Genomic DNA, 18,973 nt, shown 5'->3' on the forward strand with positions numbered 1-18,973 from the left:
GATGAAGTCCCGAAGCATAAGCACAAAAGAGCCCTCGTCCTATCTTCACGAAAATTGGTACGGTTGGTATTCATGCTACTGAAGACCAACAAAATGTACACACCACCCGAGAGGAGGAATCCATAGGATTTCCAGATTTCTACTCTTTTTACATGTTGCCCATGCCTGTAAATAGTCTGAAAATTCAGACTAAATGGTGGGGTTAGTTTAGTGATGTCTTTTTTTAGCTCTGGGTACGCTTTAGGCAATGTTTTTTCCAATTCTTATCGATCATCCCCTTGACATATCACCGCTGGGCTTACCGCACAAAAGTTACTTTTTTGTAACCACCGCACAAAAAAGTGCATTCTTTTTTATTTTGAAAACATCCCTTAGAATCGTAAAGGCGGGAAGCAGTTATTGAATAGGACTACAGAAGTATCATTATACCAAAGAACCGTGTCAATAAAAACAAAATCAGTTCGGCCCCAAAAAATGAAAAGAGGAGAGATCGTACATGAAACTGCAGTTGGCTTTGGATCTTGTAAATATCCCGGAAGCAAAGAAGCTGATAGAAGAAGTCGAGGCACATATCGATATTGTCGAGATCGGCACACCGGTAGTTATCAATGAGGGACTGAGAGCCGTAAAAGAAATTAAAGAGGCATTCCCTGATTTGAAAGTATTGGCTGATCTTAAAGTGATGGATGCGGCAGGCTATGAAGTCATGAAAGCATCGGAAGCCGGCGCCGATATCGTTACGATCCTTGGAGTGGCCGAGGATATGACCATCAAGGGAGCGGTAGAAGAGGCCAAAAAACAACAAACCGAAATTTTGGTTGACATGATTGGTGTTAAAGATATTGAAGGACGGGCGAAGGAGCTCGATGCATTCGGCGTAGATTACATTTGTGTGCATACCGGTTACGATCTTCAGGCTGTCGGAAAAAATTCCTTCGAAGATTTGATGACCATTAAACGAGTCGTAAAAAATGCGAAGATCGCCGTCGCCGGCGGCATTAAGCTAGGCACGCTGCCGGAAGTCATTAATGCGCAGCCGGATCTAGTTATCGTAGGCGGCGGGATTACCGGTTCGGAAAACAAACAAGCTGCCGCGGCTGAAATGCAAAGACTAATCAGACAAGGATCGTCCAATCATGAATACGAGCGAGTATGAAGTTCAAATTCTAAAAGAGCTGAACCAAACGATAGAGCTAATTGCGGAAGATGAGGCCGATAATTTGGTGGATCGAATTGCCCGAGCCAACAAAATATTTGTAGCAGGCGCTGGGAGATCCGGTTTGATGATAAGGGCCTTTGCGATGCGAATGATGCAAATGGGCATTGAAGCGTATGTGGTAGGGGAAACGGTAACCCCGAATATGGGAAAAGATGACCTCCTAATCATCGGATCCGGTTCGGGCGAGACGAAAAGTCTGGTGCCTATGGCTAAGAAAGCGAATAGCTTGGGCGGAACCGTTGCGATGATTACGATATCCCCTGAATCGACTATTGGAAAAATAGCGGATCTTACCGTTAAACTGCCCGGATCGCCCAAGGACCAAGCGGGCAGCGGATATGAAACGATACAGCCCATGGGAGCCTTGTTCGAGCAAAACCTTTTAGTTTTTTGCGATGCGGTTATTTTGAAGCTGATGGATAATAAAAATTTGGATTCCAAAGCGATGTACGACAGACATGCTAATCTGGAATAGGGTTGTTGCCTTACAACCTTCTGATAATCGTCCTTACGTATAGTGGGGGCGGTTTTCTTTTCCCGGCAAAAAGCAACATTATGACTATCTTTTACGTATATCATAACGTACTGCTTGTCATATAAACGGAACAATGTGCAATGTGACGGGGAAATTGAACAGGAAAACAGGATGGCTGCTGATTCATTATTGTTTTGTATCCAAGAAGCGGAGGGATTTGCATAGCAACGAACATGATCCAGCGTACCGGCATAATGTTACTTATAATGCTCGGCACTCTCGCGTGCAGTAACGATCAGGTAATTCATCAACACAGTATGACCACAGGTAGCTCTGAACTGAGTGACCGGCGACCGGTTTATCGACCGGACTTGTTTCCGGAGACTAAAGTTATTCCCTTCGATGAAAGTTTGGGACAACCCTTGGAGTCAGGCGCTCCCCCTGCCGGGGCGAAGCTGGTCAAAAGCTTTGCACTTCCTCGCTCTGAGGCGGAAGTTCTTGCGTATACGAACGGCGATGTCAATGCAGGTTTAACTGGGTATCTCAAGGGTAGAAATTCGGTATGGAAGTTGGGTAGCTTGTCCGGGTTTGATGAGAATCAAGCCTGGATCCATTCGTTGGACTTCTTAACCGGGGAAGTGTCAGGCGCCGCTATTGAAATCCCCTTTGGCCCGATAGGTGCAAAGAATGGGTTGCTGATCTATCGCCACAATACCGATTCATGGAACGTGATCGATTTTCAAGGACATTCCGCCATTCCGATGGATCTTGATAGTGATGGCGTCCCCGAATGGATCGGCAACCAGACGGATTGGGTGCCTCCTGCGCTGGAGATCCATCGTTGGAGCACAGAACATGATCGCTTCGAATCGACCGTCCTTCAATGGAACAGCCTGTTCCCAGAGACGGATAACGATGAGCCTTCTTACTCATCCCTCTTTATAGAGAACGGGAAACACCTAATTCAAATTGGCCGTGACGATGCCTACGCTTTTTTCACATTTGACCGCGGCGTCTTGAAGCAGTTCCGTCCGGCAGACACTCGGGATCGCGTACTTGAAATGCAAATGGCCCGACATCATTAAAGGGATTCTGGAACACTGCCGCTCTTCGGTTTAAAACATTTGAGACTCATTTTATTCACAGTATTTTCATAAGAGATCAGAACGGTGCCAGTTACTACCAGCTATACTAATTATGATGATGAAGCATTTCATTATCATTGTGACCTTCCCGGAACGATAATCTTATTAAAGGAGCTGACCCTATGAACGGGCATTTACCGCGCAAGATCACAAGAAGATCCTTCTTGAGCACATCAGGTAAATTGGCATTGGGGGCGGCAGGTGTTCTACTGGGAAGTACCGGCTTGTTTTATTACGGGGCAATCCATGAGAAAAAACGAGCAGGGCAGGCTAATGCGACCGTTCGGGACATTCCGGAGAAATTCGTAAAGATCGGTGAATTTAAAAAGTTAAATGCAATTACAGGCTTTGAAAAGGTTAACTATAAAGCTACTATCCAGGATGCATGGATAAAGACTTCCAAACAAGGTTTCGTATATGTGACTAAAGGCGATAACGGCGAGCTTTTTATACTTTCGCCGGCATGCACCCATCTGGGCTGTTCTGTGGAACCGGCTGCGGAAATGCAGCGAATTAGAAAAAGAGAGCTTTTCTTTCTATGTCCTTGCCACGGAGCCGAATTCGATAAAGTGGGAAATGCAGTCGGAGTGGTGACGCAGGGATTGGATACTTATAAACCAGTTATTTTCGGCGCTGATGTGTACATTGATATATCGTCTCCCGAAAGGCGCACGTAAGAGATGGAATAATATAAGTTTAAATGCACCATTTGCAGCAAATAAGCACACATCAGCCCAAAGTTCCCATGCAGGCTACAGGCTACGTAGTTCAATAGCGATTGATCGCCAGAAACGAATAGCGGTCGAGCGAGTTAATGCGTATCTGAAGGTGTTTTCTTTGATTGTTGATTTTCAACCAAAAGGAAACATTGAGATGGCGGATAATTAAAACTTACGTTTATGATAGGGGAGACCATACCCCTCTTCACAGTAGGATTTGAGACTATAAAGGAAAATAGCCCAGTTATAGTTACAAGAGCGAAAAAATGGCGTTACTTCTCTCCAGTTCATTTGACGTAAAGTAATAAAAGACTTCCCGTTCTTTTCTTCAATATCAAAGGAAATAGTCGTACCAATCCATTCTGGATCTGAATCTATACACTGCCACATGACTTTTTTATTAGTGATCAATTCCTCTATTCTCATCTTAGTTATGTCATTGCTACCGAATCGAAATTCATTAATAAAGCCAATTTGATTATTGACAATGAGTTCATTGGTCCATATTTCCGACAATCCCTCAGCGGTGGTTAAAGTTTCATACACCTTCGACGCTGGAACATGTACGGTTTGCAAGTGCTCGATATTTGCCATGCTTTACCCCTTTCAATACCTTGGATACTGTTATTAGCAGTTGATATTTACCTGTCTGCAATAATTTATGGTTCATGCTTATGATAACATGTAATGAATATAAAAGTTTCTTTTGGATTGCTATGTCGGCAATTAAGGCAAATCATCTCCAATCACGATTGAGGATATTTGCTATAATGTTTACCATAAAAATAATTTTTTCCTTGGGAGGATGCTTGATTTGCAAGACAAAAACAAAAAACTTATTTATCTCATATCGGGTCCGTTAGGAGTTGGGAAATCAACGACATCGAAAGAACTTGCAAGATATATCAAGCAATGTGTGCTTATTGAGGGCGATAAATTACTTCATATGTTTAAGGGGGAATCACAACCTTCATGGGAAGAACGATTGAATTTAACATGGGAAAACATCCTTGCTTTGACGAGGAATTTTATTGTTAATGACTTAAATGTAGTTATTGATTTTGTAGTAGAAGATGAACTGGATTGGTTTTGTAAACAAATATCCGATTTGAATGTAGAATTAAGATATATCATATTACGTGCAGATAAAGATAAATTAACAGAACGTCTAAATATGAGGGGGGATATCGACTCATTAGATCGCTCTTTGTTTTTACTGAATAAAATGGAATCTTCTCCATCCAATAATCAATTTATTTATGACACCACACTAAAGCAGCCAAAAGAGATAACACAAGATGTAATCGATGACACTAGATTTAATGTGTTTATTGATACCAGTCGCTGAACGGAGCACGATAGTGGAGGGGCATGGGTAGTATGGTCAGAAAGAAAACGGATAACGGTTTATGGGGACTGCCTGGAGGTTTGATGGAACTTGGCGAGACTTTGGAAGAGGTTGCTAAGAGAGAACTTTTTGAGGAAACGGGACTCAATGCCAAGAGCCTTGAACTGTTTCATATATTTTCTGGAAAGGACCTGTATTATCAATATCCTAATGGCGATGAAGTATATAATGTTGTATCCGCTTACTTATGTTCTGATTATGTTGGTGTACCAAAAGAAGATGGAGACGAAGTACAAGAATTACGTTTTTTTAGCTATCAAGAAATTCCAATCGAATTATCTCCCCCAGATATACCAGTAATTAATAAATTTCTTGAACGAGTCCTTAAGTAATGCACATGAAACCAATGTTTTTCAGGCTGAATACCAATTAATTGGATATATGTTGAAGGGAATGATTAATATATCTCAAATTCGAAGGTATAGGGCATCTTCTCTTTTTTGGAAACGGGTGAGCGATTTTAAAAATAATCCCAAAATTAAGCTTGTCCCAGACGGGCTTGCCGGCGGCCTGCTAAGCATGTCGATCCAGTTCGGCTCTGCACTTGGCCTTTCGGTGGTGACAGCCGTCAGCATCGTCGCCACGGGTCCCGATGGAACGCCGCAGGCAATGTTAGAAGGTTTCAGGACTGCATTGCTCATTCCGGTTGCAGCGGCCGCCCTGGGTGCAGCCATTACGGCGATAGGCCTGCGCAAACGTAATGCGTCCGCCGCTTTAGTTAGAGCAAAATGAGCACACATTGGAGATAACGAAGAAAGTTCTAATGAAAATGATGATCAAACGGTGAATAGCGAGCAGGGTGCCAAGGCACTTGCTTGTTTATTGTCTGGCAGAGTTTGAATGCCAAAGAAAGCGACATTTCGGAAATTTTAATAAAACCGGAATATAATTTGACTTCTTGTGGCTCGGAAAAAAGAGCAAATGATAAGAAATGATAAACACATTTGTTTGCTATAATTAAGAAGATACTTTAACCGACAATTAATTCGAATTTCTGAGACAAGGAGTGAGCCAAATGAGAAAAATAATTTTGTACATGCAAATATCACTTGATGGTATTGTTTCGGATGTTAATCAATGGATGACATTAAGTGATGAAATTGTAGAAGATGCGCTTGAATCCTACGATACTGTGGATACTATTGTGGTTGGAGGCAATACATACCCTTCAATGGCTGAGTATTGGCAAAATGCGGAAACGTCATCCGATTCCGATCTCGAACGGTCTGTCGCCAAAAGAATAAACGAAATGAAGAAAGTTGTTATTTCTCGTTCCCAAATTACTAATCTTGTATGGAATAATTCGCAGCAATTGGTAATTGATGATAGTGAATCTTTTGTCCGTGAAATTAAGAACCTCAAAAACCGTGAAGGTAAAAATATATCCGTTGAAAGTGGAGTGAAAACTTGGCAGTTATTTTTACAGCACTCTCTTTTTGATGAAATGTGGTTATTGGTTCATCCGGTAGTCGCCGTCCAAGGCGAAAAGCTGTTTACTCATGTTGAAACAAAGTTCTCACTGCAATTGAGTGACAGTAAAATATATAAGAATGGCGTCGTTGGCTTACATTATCAAAAGATTGAAAACAGTTGAACATAGTCTCATAAAAACCGCGCCCGGCGCGGTTTTTTCATCAGTTGTAAAGAAAGTTTTAACCTCTGCTGCGGCTTCAAGTTTACCGACGGTCAAGGGAGCTTGTCAGAGTCTCATATCTCCTACGCGCGCCCGGGATTCCTGCGCGTTGGGAAGACGCAAGATGCGGAAGGCTGGATCCGTCACCGCGACTTGTTCTACACGAATGTGTCGGAACAGTTGACACTGGCTTTCGGTGAATTGGAAAAACTAGACCGTGACGTGTACTGGGAAGTGCCCGTTGTATTAAACGACAATCCGTAATCCGGGCACAGCTGGGCCGCAAGCTGCGGCCGACGGCTTATTTGGTATCTTCTTCGTCGTTCATTACATTGTTTACCAAGTTTTGTGTAGCATTCCGGGTTGCATCGTAGGCATTTTCCACAGCGTTTTGTACATAATTGCCAGCGGACTGAAGGCCCTTTTTTACATTATTCGCCGTTTTGTTATTGGTATTATTTTCGTTTTCTCTGTTCCCTGACATCGGTATACCTCCAATCATTTTTTGAAACGGTATTATTGTCCCGATGAATCGGAAATATATACATTAGATTGGTACATATGCAATTTTGCATTATGCAAACATGATCGGACGGTGGTCTGGATACACTACCATCGATTCCATAGGGAAAGGAGGAGTGACGGTGTCCAGAGACAACGCCAACAATAACGGCAAGAAAGAAAAAACCGGCAACAATCGTGATTCCGAGGTAGCGGAATCCAAGTCGAAGAAATAGAGTGATTGCGGAACTAGCGCGATAGGAGGCCAGCCGGCGGACGGCTGGTGGCCAGACACTGGATCAGGACATGCAAGTACAATGGAATGGATGGCAGGCGGCTCCCTTTCCATGCGCAATTTTTCCTGGCGATTGTTTTGCAATATCCAGAGAAGTGTTTTTCGACATTGGCGGATTTGACGAAGGCTTCAAAACCATAGGGTGATGAAGATGTGGAGATTTCTCTGAAAATGTGGTTGTTCGGCTATAAATGCTGCACTTTGCCTGAAGTAAAAATTCTCCATTTGTTTCGAATCTTTGGTCGTTGAAGACGTGGAACAAAGCACAATTATTTTTCATGCAGAAAATATAACGAAGATTCGAGATCCTGTTTTAGAATTTGAACAAATGAAGAAAAGGGACATTCTCTTTCAGTGGGACTGTCCCTTTTTTGCTGTATGCCCAGCATGGGTGTTATCACTTCGAAGAAATAATTTTTAATTTCATATTGAATCGTATGATTTTTGCGAACCGAACAAAATATATTGACTAACAGGTCAGTAAGAGTTATATTTTTACTAACCGATCGGTCAGTAATGTATGAAGGAAGTGAAGCGTTGCCTTTACAACTTTATGAGAAAGAAGCAGTACTGGTAGCTTGTCTGTCTGTATTTGCGCGCCATGGATATACAAACACTTCGACTGGGATGCTGGCGGAGGAAGCCGGTATTTCCAAGGCTTTGATCTTCCATCATTTCAACAGCAAAAAAAAGCTATATTTCAGCTTGTTGGAACACTGTTTTGAAAAGGCAAGGACAGAGCTTCGAATGGACTCCGTGTTGGAGTACCAGGATTTTTTTGAAGCAATAGACAAATTTAGTCGCATAAAATTCAACTACTTTCGAAAGTTTTCTGATGAATACAAGCTGGTGTACGAAGCCTTTTATTCGCCGCCGGACGAACTGAAAAGGGACATCGAAGAGAAGTATGGTTATGTGATTGCGAATAAGAATACAGTGTGGGAGCAATTATTTGAAAAAGTTTCACTTCGAGAAGGTGTGGATCGTAAGCAAGCTTTTGAGCTAATCGTCATTACATTGGAACATTTCGAAAAGAAGTTTTTGGCGGAGGTCGCAGATATAGACGCAATTGATGACGAGTATGCTCGAAACTTGTTCGAGAAGATGAATTGTTTTTGCAGTATGATCCGTGATGGAATTGTCAGCAGCGCTCACGGGCGGGAAATACCTGTGCCGCGTGAAAAATAGCGGTCATTTCACTCATCAGTTATAAGGAAAGGGGTATTTGAATGGAAAAAATTACTAGCAGTGATTTTGCCTCGCCGGAAAACATGCGTGATTTCATTTCGTTCTATAAGCGACTCGCCGAACAACAAGAGCCTCTCTACCGTCTTGATGACTTTTTCGGTATGGGAGGAGCGTGGGTCGCATTTCGCCATGATGATGTCGCTACGATACTGAAAGACCCTCGTTTTATTAAAGATATGCGGAAGCTCGCACCGCAGCAGGATAAACAGGGATCCGTCGAGGAGAAAACGCCCGTGAACAAATTAGTTGAATGGATGAATAATATGCCGAATATGCTTACGGTCGACCCGCCCGATCATACCCGCTTGCGCAGGTTGGCTTCCAAAGCCTTTACTCCTCATATGATCGAGAACCTTCGTCCCCGTATTCAGCAGATTGCCGATGAGCTGTTGGATGCCGTGATGGAGAAAGGAAAGATGGATCTGATTGCGGATTTTGCCTATCCGCTGCCGATTATTGTCATTTCAGAGATGCTTGGGATTCCCGCTGCAGACCGGGACCGATTTCGCGAATGGACGCAGAAGCTCGGGAAAGCTGCTATGGATCCTAGTCAAGGGGAAGCTGTTACTGCAATTCTCGAGGAGTTTATTCAATACATCCAAACATTGCTGGCCAACAAACGCGAACATCCCGGCCATGATGTGACGAGCGGCCTGGTCCAAGCATACGATGAAGGAGACAAATTAAACGAGAATGAGCTTCTTTCGACAATTTGGCTGCTCATTACGGCCGGGCATGAAACGACGGTAAATCTGATCGGTAATGGCGTGCTTGCATTGCTGCAGCATCCCGAACAAATGCGTCTGCTCCGGGACGATCCTTCCTTGCTCCCCTCCGCCGTCGAGGAGCTGTTGCGCTATGCGGGCCCAGTCATGATCAGCAGCCGTATTGCGGGTGAGGATATCACTTTGCACGGCAAGGAAATCCGCAAAGGCGAAATTGTTATGGTCTCTCTGGCCGGAGCCAATATGGATCCGCACAAGATTTCTAATCCCGAGACATTGGATATCACGCGCGAGGAGAATGAGCATCTAGCCTTCGGAAAGGGGATCCATCTCTGTTTGGGGGCACCGTTGGCACGCCTGGAAGGGCAGATCGCTTTCGGTACATTGCTGCAACGACTGCCTAATCTTCGTCTGGCTACCGAGCCGGGGCAACTGGTTTATAACTACAGCACATTACGTTCTCTTGCAAGCCTGCCGGTGATTTTCTAACCTGTGATGCGAGTGTGGTGCTCGGGATGGCCGATCGCTAGGTTCGGAATCAACCGAAAAATCAGTACCTTATGAAAATGCACCTCGCGTTATTGGTTTAATGGCGGCCGAGATTTTAGCCATTGTACCATTTTCGCTTCGGTGCATTTTTGTTTTTTTTATTACAAGCAAGCGCTGCTTAAAGAAGCCGACAAGCTTGTTGGATGAGCATCTTTTATTCCGAAAATGGATATAGGCTCGTAACATTAGGGATGTGAACACGTAGTGAATGTCGGGAGGAGACAGAAGCAAAACGTATCATAAATCACTTGAAACAAAAGATTAGAACTGTAATCGATCATTTTATGTCATAATTATGTTATATTAAACCTAATATATTAACCGAAACCTGAATAATATGTAATAAAAACTAACATTAACTATTGAATTTCAACCTGTTATGTGATATAAATAGATTATCAAAGCATCGCTGCAGCATAGTTCAGATGCGCTGGTTAGTAATGAAGACTTCCTAATTATCTTGGACAATCGTTGAATACTTGATAAAATGGAGAGATAAGGATGTCTTTTAACAGTAAATGCAGACTCATGACAGGAATAGCGCGTGTTCCGAAAGGAATTCCATTCTCTGATCAATATGAAACGCTGTCCATTGTTGTTATTGTAGATAAGAAATATGGCGTCATCCTTAAGGCTGAATGTCCGCTTCTGACGAAAACAGCGAGGGATTTCATAGAAAATCTGTTAGTGGGCCATTCGCTTCGTGACGGCATAGATGAAGTTGTGCAGTTTATCCGCGAGGATTACATCGGTCCTATCCATAATGCGATTATCGGCGGGCTGAAAGATCTGCACCGCAGGTTCGTAGAATTTGAGAATGTCAATTAAATATTCCGCCTGTAAATTTTCAGGTTTATCCGAATACGATGAACCGTTCCAAAATTACAAAGCCGGTATTTCTGAAGCGTATAGCTCCTTTATACGTTTCATGGAGTCCGGCTTTTTAATTTATAAAAACAGGTTAATGACAAACAAAAGAGGTGGAGCAAATGAAAAAAGTGGTCAGTTCATTGTTGGTTTCAGGATTAATCGTGCTCGCGGGCTGCGGGAATCCCCAACCGCCCGCTGCAGCGCCAAGCACGAGCACTAGCGCATCGTCAGCATCTGCAGCATCGGATCCAAAGGCAATAACCGTAGCTGGTGTAGGCGGTAAGATCGAAGCGGTTGTGCGGGATTACGTCGCGCCTAAGTTTACGGAAAAGACGGGCATAAAAGTGAATTTTATCGCGGGTGTTTCCGGAGAAGTGCTGTCCAAGGTTGAGCTTCAGAAAAATTCGCCGGAGATTGACGTGGCGATGTATGTACCTCTTGACGTGGAACGTGCGCGAAAAGCGGGATTGGCCGAATCGCTTGACAGCGGCATGATTCCCAATCTGGCACAGATCGATGATCGCTACGTTGCATTGGATAAGGTGGGCGTGCCTGTGTTCGGGTACAGTATAGCTCCGGCTTACAATACGAAAGCTTTTGAAACAAAGCAGATTCCGCCTATACAATCCTGGAATGACATTATTCGACCCGAATATAAAGGAAAGACGGCTTATTCGGATATTTCCAACGATTGGGGGTTTGCTACTCTGTATATTTTGGCTAAAGCGAATGGCGGCAGTATGGAAAATTTGGAGCCGGGTCTTGAAAAAGCTAAAGATTTGGCTGCGTATTCGGATACATTTTATAAAAATTCAACCCAGATGATACCTGCGTTGCAGCAAGGAATTGCCGACGTAACCGTTATGGGTAGCTATACGATCGCACAAACCTTTGATGCTGGAGTCCCTTTGAAAATGGTTGTCCCGAAGGAAGGAATCCCGCTACAGGCTTCCAACGCAACCATAGTGAAAAATTCGCCGAATAAGAAAGCCGCACAAGATTTCATCAATTTCATGATCAGTGAAGAAGTGCAGCATGTCGTTGCCGACAACGGATTTTACCCGACGATTAAGGGGGTCAAAATCCCGGACAAGTATATTCCTGTTATCGGGATGAAAGATACAGACTCCGTATATAAACCGGATGTCGCCAAGCTGTCCGAGAGCCGCAACATGTGGTCGGAAAGATGGATCAAGGAAGTGAACCCGCAGCTCGGGAAAAAAGTGGTGAAGTAAAAGGAACGGAGGCGGACAAGATGGAGCAAACCGTTGCAAAAGATGTGGAAATCCGTAATATTTACAAATCATACGGCTCGAATGTAATTTTAAACGGAATTAATCTTGAGGTCAGGCAAGGAGAGCTGCTCACCTTGCTTGGTCCTTCGGGATGCGGAAAAACGACGACACTTAATGTGATTGCCGGCTTTATCAACCCGGATCGGGGCGATATTTACATTAAAGGCAGCAGGATGAACGGAGTTCCGACGTACAAGCGCGATTTGGGCATGGTGTTTCAGACGTACTCTTTATTTCCTCATAAAACGGTTTACCAAAATCTTGATTTTGGTCTGTCCATTCAAAAGATAGATAAAAAAGAAAAAAAGCGGCGTATCGAAAACGTGCTGGAACTTGTCAAAATGGGCGGCATGGAAAGCCGCTACCCTCGGGAGCTGTCCGGCGGCCAGCGCCAGCGGGTTGCTATTGCCCGGGCGCTGGTTGTGCAGCCGAAGCTGCTTCTGCTTGATGAACCTCTCAGCAATTTGGATGCCAAGCTGCGCCTGGAGCTGCGAACAGAGATCAAGCGGCTGCAGAAGGAAATCGGCCTGACTACGCTCTTTGTGACGCACGATCAGGAAGAAGCTTTGTCGATGTCGGACCGGATTATTTTAATGAACGGAGGAAAGATCGAGCAAGCAGGAACGCCTTCGCAAATTTATGAGCATCCGCAAACGGAATTTGTGTTTCAATTCATCGGCAAATCGAATAGCTTGGAAGGCCGGATAACCTCTGTCTCTCAAGAGATGGTTCAAGTAAAGCTGGACAACGGGGCAATCGTATCGGTTGCTGCGGATCATGTAATGGGGAATCGCGATGCGGGGCAAGCGGGCGATAAAGTCAAGCTGTACATCCGACCGGAGAAGGTTGAGGTTGTATCCGGATCCTCATCACTGTCACCCGGCAACAGCTTCAAAGCCTCTGTACGTCAAATGAACTATCTCGGCGCTGCTTGGGAAGTTGAGCTTACATGGATGGGAGTTTCGCTGCAAGCATTATGCCCCAAGATCAATCCGGATTGGATCCATGAAGGTGAGGTGAACATCGGATGGAAGCTGTCGGATATGATGTTAACCAGAAAAACATGAGTGCCGGAATGGAAGAAAACGCCCCGCGCAAGGCACGCACATGGAAGACATTTCTGCCCGCTCTTTTGCTGCTTGCGCCGATAGCCTTGTTCATTTCCGGCTTTTTTATCGTACCGATGCTCTATATATTGTACTTGAGCTTCATCCAAACGGAAGGACTGGACACGTCAAATGCCGTTTATAGTCTGCATAATTATATTTTGTTTTTTACGGACAGCTATTATCTCTCTGCTCTTTGGCTGACGGTTAAGCTTAGCTTGTATGCAGTTGTTGTTTCTTTACTTGTCGGCTACCCGGTTGCGGTAACGCTGTCCAAATGTTCTCCGCGCGGGAGAGCGTGGCTGACCTTACTAATCGCGGCGCCGCTGCTCATCAGTCTGGTTGTGCGAACGTTCGGTTGGTACTTGCTGTTATCGCCGAACGGAACGGTCAACCAACTGCTTATGGCGCTGGGAATCATCCAATCGCCGGTCAAATTGCTGTTTTCTGAAATTGGCGTGGTCGTCGGCTTATCGAATGCGTATCTGCCCTTTATGATATTGGCCATCGCCACCAGCTTGTATAATATCGACCCTTCGCTGACGAAAGCGAGCGCCATTTTTGGAGCCGGTCCTGTCCGTACTTTCCTGTCGGTTACGCTGCCCTTAAGCCTTCCGGGAGTTGTAGCGGGAAGTATGCTCGTATTCAGCATGTGCATGAGCGCTTATGTGACGCCTGCGTTAATGGGCGGCGCCAATGTGCCGATGCTTCCGGTGCTGGTCTACGACCAAATTCTCCACCTGCTGCGCTGGACCTATGGCTCTGCCATCTCCTATGTGCTGCTTGGAGTTACGTTAGTTATCGTCACCTTCGTCACCCGCATGTTTGAAAAAGGCGTGTTCAAGGAGGTGTTCCGTTGATGAGATGGGCTTCCGGGCTGCAGATTTCATTTACCGGTTTGGCCGTGCTGTTTATTTTGCTCCCCATTCTCGTAACCATTCCGGCATCGTTCACGGAGGCAAGTTTTCCGAGCTTTCCGCCGCATGGGTTCTCATTCAAGTGGTATGAGAAGCTGTTTAACCGTCCCGAATATATGGCGGCCTTCTTTAACAGCGTCGAAATTGCAGTTGTTACCTCCTTATTTGCAGTCATTCTTGGAACGGCCGGCGCTCTTGCTGTTGCCAAATACGATTTGCCGGGGAAGTCGTTCATCGTTTCCGTGCTGACGGCCCCCTTAACAGCGCCTCAGCTGGTGCTTGGCGCAGCGCTGTTGATTTACTTTACGCCGATGTCATTATCCGGTACGCTAACGGGCCTGCTCATCGCCCATATCGTGATTTGTGTCCCTTTTGTTATGCGCTATGCGCTGGCCGGGTTAAGCGGATTTGATTATACACTGGAACGCGCTGCGATGATCCTGGGGGCAAATCCTTTTCAAGTGTTCTGGAAGGTGACGCTGCCGCTGCTTCGACCGGCGATTGTATCAGGAGGGCTGTTTGCATTTCTGACCTCCTTTGACAATGTGACCGTATCGCTTTTTCTCGTTTCAACCAAGATGAAAACATTGCCGATCGAAATTTATTCCAATATGCAGGATTCCTTCGATCCGTTAGTGGCAACCGTATCCAGCATGGTCATCTTCATTTCCGTCCTGTTTATTATCCTGCTGGAAAAGATACATGGAGTAGGGCGTTTCTTTGAGGGGACCCACTAGCTGCCGCTGCAACCGGCACAATCATCATATTTCCGCCTGTAATTTCCGTTTTTGCCCGAATACGGCAAACAGCCGACGAAATTATAAAGCCGGATTCCGGGAAAAGGATGGCCAGACAAAGGTCATGCCTTACTTAGAGTCCGGCTTTTTAATTTATACATCATCAACCGAGAGGAGCATGTTTTTTATGGAAATCAAAGGAATCTCGACCATTATGATCACCCCTTTTCAAGAGAACGGGGATCTGGATCTTGGCAGCTTGAGCAGTATGGTTCGATTTCAGATGCGAGCAGGCGTACACGGCTTGACGATTTTGGGAATTATGGGGGAGGCCCACAAGCTCACCGAGCTGGAGAGAAGTCAGGTGATCGAGACGGTTGTCAAAGAGGTTGACGGCCGTATACCGGTTACGGTCGGCTGCACGGCTAACGGCACGGACGTCGCTGTCTATTATTCCAAGATGGCTGAAGCGCTTGGCGCAAATGCCGTTATGGTAGCGCCGCCGGCTAATTTGAAAAATTATGAGCTTATTTTCCAGCATTATGCGGCTATCGGGCGCAGTGTAAGTTTACCGATTGTTATCCAGGACGAACCGGTAACAACGAATGTGTTATTGCCGGCGGCATTTCAAGCCAGATTGGAACGGGAAATTGAAAATATTAAATATTGCAAATTAGAAGAAGCGCCTTCTCCGATGAAAATTACAAATTTGCTGAAAGAAACGTACGGGCAGTTGACGGTATTTGGCGGTTTAGGCGGCGTTTATTTCTATGAGGAGCTGTTGCGCGGGGCGTGCGGGATTATGACGGGCTTCGCGTTTCCGGAGGTGCTGGTTGCCGTTTACAATGCCTTTACAGCGGGCGATAAAACAAAGGCGAGAGACATTTTTTACAAATATTTGCCATTGATCCGTTTCGAAGCTCAGCTTGGTATCGGCGGGGTAACGATTCGCAAAGAAATATTTAAAGAACGCGGTATTATTAAAAGCTCCCATGTCCGTTCTCCAGGTGTTCCGGTAGACTTGACGACGCTCGGGGAGATGAAAGATTTACTGGAGTGTTTGGATTTAAGCGAAGATACGGTGCAAATAAAAGCGTAGACAAGGAGTATGGACGATGGATCTCGGATTGCAAGGAAAGAAAGCGCTGGTTACAGCATCTACCCGAGGCTTGGGCAGGGCTGTCGCCACAAAGCTGGCTATGGAAGGGGCGCATGTTGCGGTTTGCGGCAGAAATTCGGATGTCGTCGATCAATTGGTACGGGAGCTGAAGGAGCGAGGCGCGGAAGCGAACGGCTATACCGTCGATCTGGAGCATACGGGCGAACTTGATAAGCTGATTGACCAAGTGAAAGAGGATTTGGGGACGGTGGACATTCTGGTCAATAATTCGGGAGGTCCTAAAGCCGGGGAATTGCTGGATTTGACCTTGGAGGATTGGCAAACAAGCTTTCAACTTAATTTGTTAAGCATGGTGCATCTGACTGCATCTTTTTTGCCCGGGATGATGAAGTCGGGAGGCGGCAGGATCATGAACATCGCTTCCTCCTCGATTGTCCAGCCAATTCCTAATTTACTACTTTCCAATACGTTTCGAACCGGCATTCTCGGCTTTACGAAAAGTATCGCAACGGCTTACGGCAAATACGGCATCATAGCTAATGTGATCGCTCCGGGAAGAATCGCTACGGACCGTGTGAAGGATATGGATCAAGTAAGAGCCAGGGGGAAGCAGATTTCATATGAGGAACAGGTGAAGCTGACGGAGCAGGAGATCCCACTAGGCCGTTACGGCACACCGGAGGAATTTGCCGAAGCCGTAGCCTATTTCGTCTCTGAACGCAACACGTATATGACAGGCATATCGGTCATGTTTGACGGTGGTATCGTAAAAGCTATTTCATGACGGATGATAATTGCGGCTAATGAAGCTGGATGCGCTCAAGCAAACATATAAGGAGGAATGCGGAATGACAATCGAGATGCGGAATGTAACGGCCAAGCCGCTAAGCGGCAAAGGTTTTGAAAAATACGGTGATGTTATTTCGACGGAAGGACAGTTTTCGGTTATTAATCAAGGCACCGGATTAAAGTGGAACGATCTCGTCGGGTTCGACATGCACGAAGGCGGAGGTATCGTGAATCTGGGCATATTAAGGACCAAAAGTATCGCCCCTGTATTCTCGCAGATGGAACGGCATTTGTTCACTTCACAAATTTTTATCCCTTTGGGCGGTAAACGAAGCCTGGTGGCTGTGGCGCCTGCCAATGACGAAGGGCCGGACCCGGATGAGGTTGAGGTTTTTGTAATGGAGGGTAACCAGGGGATCAGCTTTTTTCGTAAAACATGGCATCATACGTTATTTCCTCTGGATGGGGAGACGGAGTATATCCTGATGATGCGAGGCGGAAATATACAACGTGACGTAGAGCTTGTTCCGATTAAAAATAATATACAATTCACGGTGATATAAAGCATATCTGACTTCAAACCCATCTCTAAATCTAAGAGAACCCAGGATGGAGAAACGGATGGAATGTAAGGGCAAAGACCCGTTGAGCCACGGGATGGTGAACTTCCGGGGAAATGGTGATTATTTTATCCTTTTGTCCACAAGTTAAAGGAATTTTATGGTACTTATAGAATGTTAACGTCAATGGGAATCACAACTACGGCTAAGACTTGATGTCTGCTTAATAATCAGACTCGGTCGTTAACATTTCCAGATGGGCATAACTAATATTTAGAGGAGGGTATCCAAAATGAAGTTCAGTGTTGCCGTTTTACTAGTCTTGTTACTGTCTCTTACAGGTACCGGGGCGCTATTCGCAGCAGATCAAACGATGACGAATGGCCAGGCGACTGTCCAGGTGGACGGCCGCAATATTGTGTTTCCGGATGCCAAGCCTTATTCGGTATCGGCCAGCGTCTACGTCCCCGTCCGGATCGTTGCCGAAAATATGGGGATTCCCGTCGTTTGGGATGTGAACTCCAAGTCGGTGAGTATCGGGGAAGGAGATGCGGTTGTAACGTTTAAGCCGGAAAATTCTACGAGCGGCAGTAAGCCATTTCTGAAGGATAACCGGGTCTATGTTGATCTTGCCTTCATTCAAGACAAGCTGGGAGCTGGAGCAGTCTGGAATAAAGAGACGATGATGGTTTCTATTACAACCAGGTCGAATGTGTTAAAGGGAGTTCAGTTGTACAAGCAATCGATGGTTAAACTAACCGGCGAGAAGGTGATCTACGTCGATCCTTACAAGGTGGACGGCGAGCCGATGGATGGAGACATTATATTTATTACGCATACTCACGGCGATCATTTCAACCTCAATGAAATCCAAAAGGTAGCCAAAAAAGATGCAACAATTGTATTTCCGTTTAAAGAGCTGGACAAAGTGACGGAGGCCGGATTCGAGAAAGTGGTCGGCGCAGTTCCTAATGAAGAGGGGACTGTGAATGGTATTTCCTATAAGGCAGTACCGGCATATAATACAAAAACTAGTAATCATCCGAAAGACCGTGAATGGGTAGGGTATATCATTAAGGTGAACGAAACGTCTTACTATATGGCTGGGGATACGGATCTGATTCCGGAGATGAAGGACATCGACGCAGACGTTGCCTTCCTACCGATGGGCGGCACGTATACCATGGCTTATGAGGAAGCGGCTAAAGCAGCAAATCTTATTCATCCGCGTATTGTGATTCCCTATCATTATGCTGATGTAGTCGGTACCCGAGAGGATGCTGTGAAATTTATTGATTTGATTGAGCCTGGAATAATATCCATATTGATGAAAGAGTAAGGCGTTGAATAATATTTCCTTACAACATTTTTAGCAAAGCTATTCACTGCCTATTTTATTTTGTCGGGAAATTGAGCAGACTGCCGCGGCGGTCTGCTTGGTCATTGTAAATGGAAAACAATATCTCAATAAATGCCGGCTGCCGAACGAAAAGACGGTATTTTTTATGGACTTAAGAGTTGCAAAAATCTTGTCGTCGATAAAGCTCAGTTTAAGCCGGGTTTTTAGATGTTCGGGCGGTATTGCATTGACCTACGTAAGAGTCGGTAAAAATAATTTATTGAGCGGAGCGAGAAAGGTGAAGACAACCCGGGCTATTATAC

General features: G+C 45.2%; 21 protein-coding genes. 19 read left to right on the plus strand and 2 right to left on the minus strand.

What is annotated here, in order from left to right:
* The first annotated feature begins 496 nt into the window (after positions 1–496).
* The 4 genes from hxlA (at position 497) to E1757_RS34485 (ending at position 3,516) form a co-directional block, all read left to right on the plus strand.
* Complete coding sequence (gene hxlA / locus E1757_RS34470) at positions 497–1,156, plus strand: 3-hexulose-6-phosphate synthase (protein WP_133236840.1); 660 nt, start codon at positions 497–499, stop codon at positions 1,154–1,156.
* A complete protein-coding gene (gene hxlB / locus E1757_RS34475; RefSeq protein ID WP_133236842.1) occupies positions 1,137–1,694 on the plus strand; it encodes a 6-phospho-3-hexuloisomerase in 558 nt (185 codons plus the stop codon). The genes hxlA and hxlB overlap by 20 nt, the downstream gene beginning before the upstream one ends.
* A gap of 233 nt (positions 1,695–1,927) precedes the next feature.
* Entirely contained in the window at positions 1,928–2,779 is an 852-nt protein-coding gene (locus E1757_RS34480; protein WP_133236844.1) for a hypothetical protein, read from the plus strand.
* Between the two features lie 182 nt (positions 2,780–2,961).
* Positions 2,962–3,516 carry a QcrA and Rieske domain-containing protein gene (locus E1757_RS34485; RefSeq protein WP_133236846.1) on the plus strand — a complete coding sequence of 185 codons (555 nt, stop codon included), beginning with the start codon at positions 2,962–2,964 and terminating at the stop codon, positions 3,514–3,516.
* Positions 3,517–3,723: 207 nt separating this feature from the next.
* Here E1757_RS34485 and E1757_RS34490 read toward each other — a convergent pair whose 3' ends face one another.
* The gene (locus E1757_RS34490; protein ID WP_133236848.1) at positions 3,724–4,152 is read right to left on the minus strand and encodes an SRPBCC family protein; all 429 of its coding nucleotides are present in this window, start codon (positions 4,150–4,152) and stop codon (positions 3,724–3,726) included.
* 220 nt (positions 4,153–4,372) lie between these two features.
* Between E1757_RS34490 and E1757_RS34495 the strand changes: the two genes are divergently transcribed.
* The 4 genes from E1757_RS34495 (at position 4,373) to E1757_RS34510 (ending at position 6,560) form a co-directional block, all read left to right on the plus strand.
* Positions 4,373–4,906 (plus strand): P-loop nucleotide/nucleoside kinase family protein, encoded by a 534-nt coding sequence (locus E1757_RS34495; protein ID WP_246079717.1) that lies wholly within the window; start codon positions 4,373–4,375, stop codon positions 4,904–4,906.
* Positions 4,907–4,938: 32 nt separating this feature from the next.
* A complete protein-coding gene (locus E1757_RS34500; RefSeq protein WP_246079718.1) occupies positions 4,939–5,298 on the plus strand; it encodes an NUDIX hydrolase in 360 nt (119 codons plus the stop codon).
* Positions 5,279–5,698, plus strand: a complete 420-nt coding sequence (locus E1757_RS34505) for a hypothetical protein (RefSeq protein WP_133236854.1) — start codon at positions 5,279–5,281, stop codon at positions 5,696–5,698. The genes E1757_RS34500 and E1757_RS34505 overlap by 20 nt, the downstream gene beginning before the upstream one ends.
* 283 nt (positions 5,699–5,981) lie before the next feature.
* Entirely contained in the window at positions 5,982–6,560 is a 579-nt protein-coding gene (locus E1757_RS34510; protein ID WP_133236856.1) for a dihydrofolate reductase family protein, read from the plus strand.
* Positions 6,561–6,900: 340 nt separating this feature from the next.
* Here the strand turns inward: E1757_RS34510 and E1757_RS34515 are convergent, their stop codons facing one another.
* On the minus strand, positions 6,901–7,083 hold the full coding sequence (locus tag E1757_RS34515; RefSeq protein WP_133236858.1) for a hypothetical protein: 183 nt from the start codon (positions 7,081–7,083) through the stop codon (positions 6,901–6,903).
* Between the two features lie 849 nt (positions 7,084–7,932).
* Here E1757_RS34515 and E1757_RS34520 point away from each other — a divergent pair.
* The 11 genes from E1757_RS34520 to E1757_RS34570 all read left to right on the plus strand — a co-directional run bounded on the left by E1757_RS34520 (position 7,933) and on the right by E1757_RS34570 (position 18,650).
* Positions 7,933–8,583 (plus strand): TetR/AcrR family transcriptional regulator, encoded by a 651-nt coding sequence (locus E1757_RS34520; RefSeq protein WP_133236860.1) that lies wholly within the window; start codon positions 7,933–7,935, stop codon positions 8,581–8,583.
* 41 nt (positions 8,584–8,624) lie between these two features.
* A complete protein-coding gene (locus tag E1757_RS34525; RefSeq protein ID WP_133236862.1) occupies positions 8,625–9,857 on the plus strand; it encodes a cytochrome P450 family protein in 1,233 nt (410 codons plus the stop codon).
* Between the two features lie 561 nt (positions 9,858–10,418).
* A complete protein-coding gene (locus tag E1757_RS34530) occupies positions 10,419–10,745 on the plus strand; it encodes a DUF3870 domain-containing protein (protein WP_246079719.1) in 327 nt (108 codons plus the stop codon).
* A gap of 161 nt (positions 10,746–10,906) precedes the next feature.
* Positions 10,907–12,022 (plus strand): ABC transporter substrate-binding protein, encoded by a 1,116-nt coding sequence (locus E1757_RS34535; protein ID WP_133236864.1) that lies wholly within the window; start codon positions 10,907–10,909, stop codon positions 12,020–12,022.
* 20 nt (positions 12,023–12,042) lie between these two features.
* Entirely contained in the window at positions 12,043–13,149 is a 1,107-nt protein-coding gene (locus E1757_RS34540) for an ABC transporter ATP-binding protein (protein WP_133236866.1), read from the plus strand.
* A gap of 8 nt (positions 13,150–13,157) precedes the next feature.
* Positions 13,158–14,048, plus strand: coding sequence for an ABC transporter permease (locus E1757_RS34545; protein ID WP_425464886.1), 891 nt, complete (start codon positions 13,158–13,160; stop codon positions 14,046–14,048).
* Complete coding sequence (locus E1757_RS34550; RefSeq protein WP_133236870.1) at positions 14,048–14,842, plus strand: ABC transporter permease; 795 nt, start codon at positions 14,048–14,050, stop codon at positions 14,840–14,842. The genes E1757_RS34545 and E1757_RS34550 overlap by 1 nt, the downstream gene beginning before the upstream one ends.
* Positions 14,843–15,029: 187 nt before the next feature.
* Positions 15,030–15,941 (plus strand): dihydrodipicolinate synthase family protein, encoded by a 912-nt coding sequence (locus tag E1757_RS34555; protein WP_133236871.1) that lies wholly within the window; start codon positions 15,030–15,032, stop codon positions 15,939–15,941.
* A gap of 16 nt (positions 15,942–15,957) precedes the next feature.
* Entirely contained in the window at positions 15,958–16,746 is a 789-nt protein-coding gene (locus tag E1757_RS34560) for an SDR family oxidoreductase (RefSeq protein WP_133236873.1), read from the plus strand.
* Positions 16,747–16,810: 64 nt separating this feature from the next.
* Complete coding sequence (locus tag E1757_RS34565; RefSeq protein WP_165972420.1) at positions 16,811–17,314, plus strand: ureidoglycolate lyase; 504 nt, start codon at positions 16,811–16,813, stop codon at positions 17,312–17,314.
* 289 nt (positions 17,315–17,603) lie between these two features.
* On the plus strand, positions 17,604–18,650 hold the full coding sequence (locus tag E1757_RS34570; protein WP_133236877.1) for a stalk domain-containing protein: 1,047 nt from the start codon (positions 17,604–17,606) through the stop codon (positions 18,648–18,650).
* Positions 18,651–18,973: the final 323 nt, after the last annotated feature.

Source organism: Paenibacillus piri, assembly GCF_004354045.1.
Classification (GTDB): Bacteria; Bacillota; Bacilli; order Paenibacillales; family NBRC-103111; genus Paenibacillus_S; species Paenibacillus_S piri.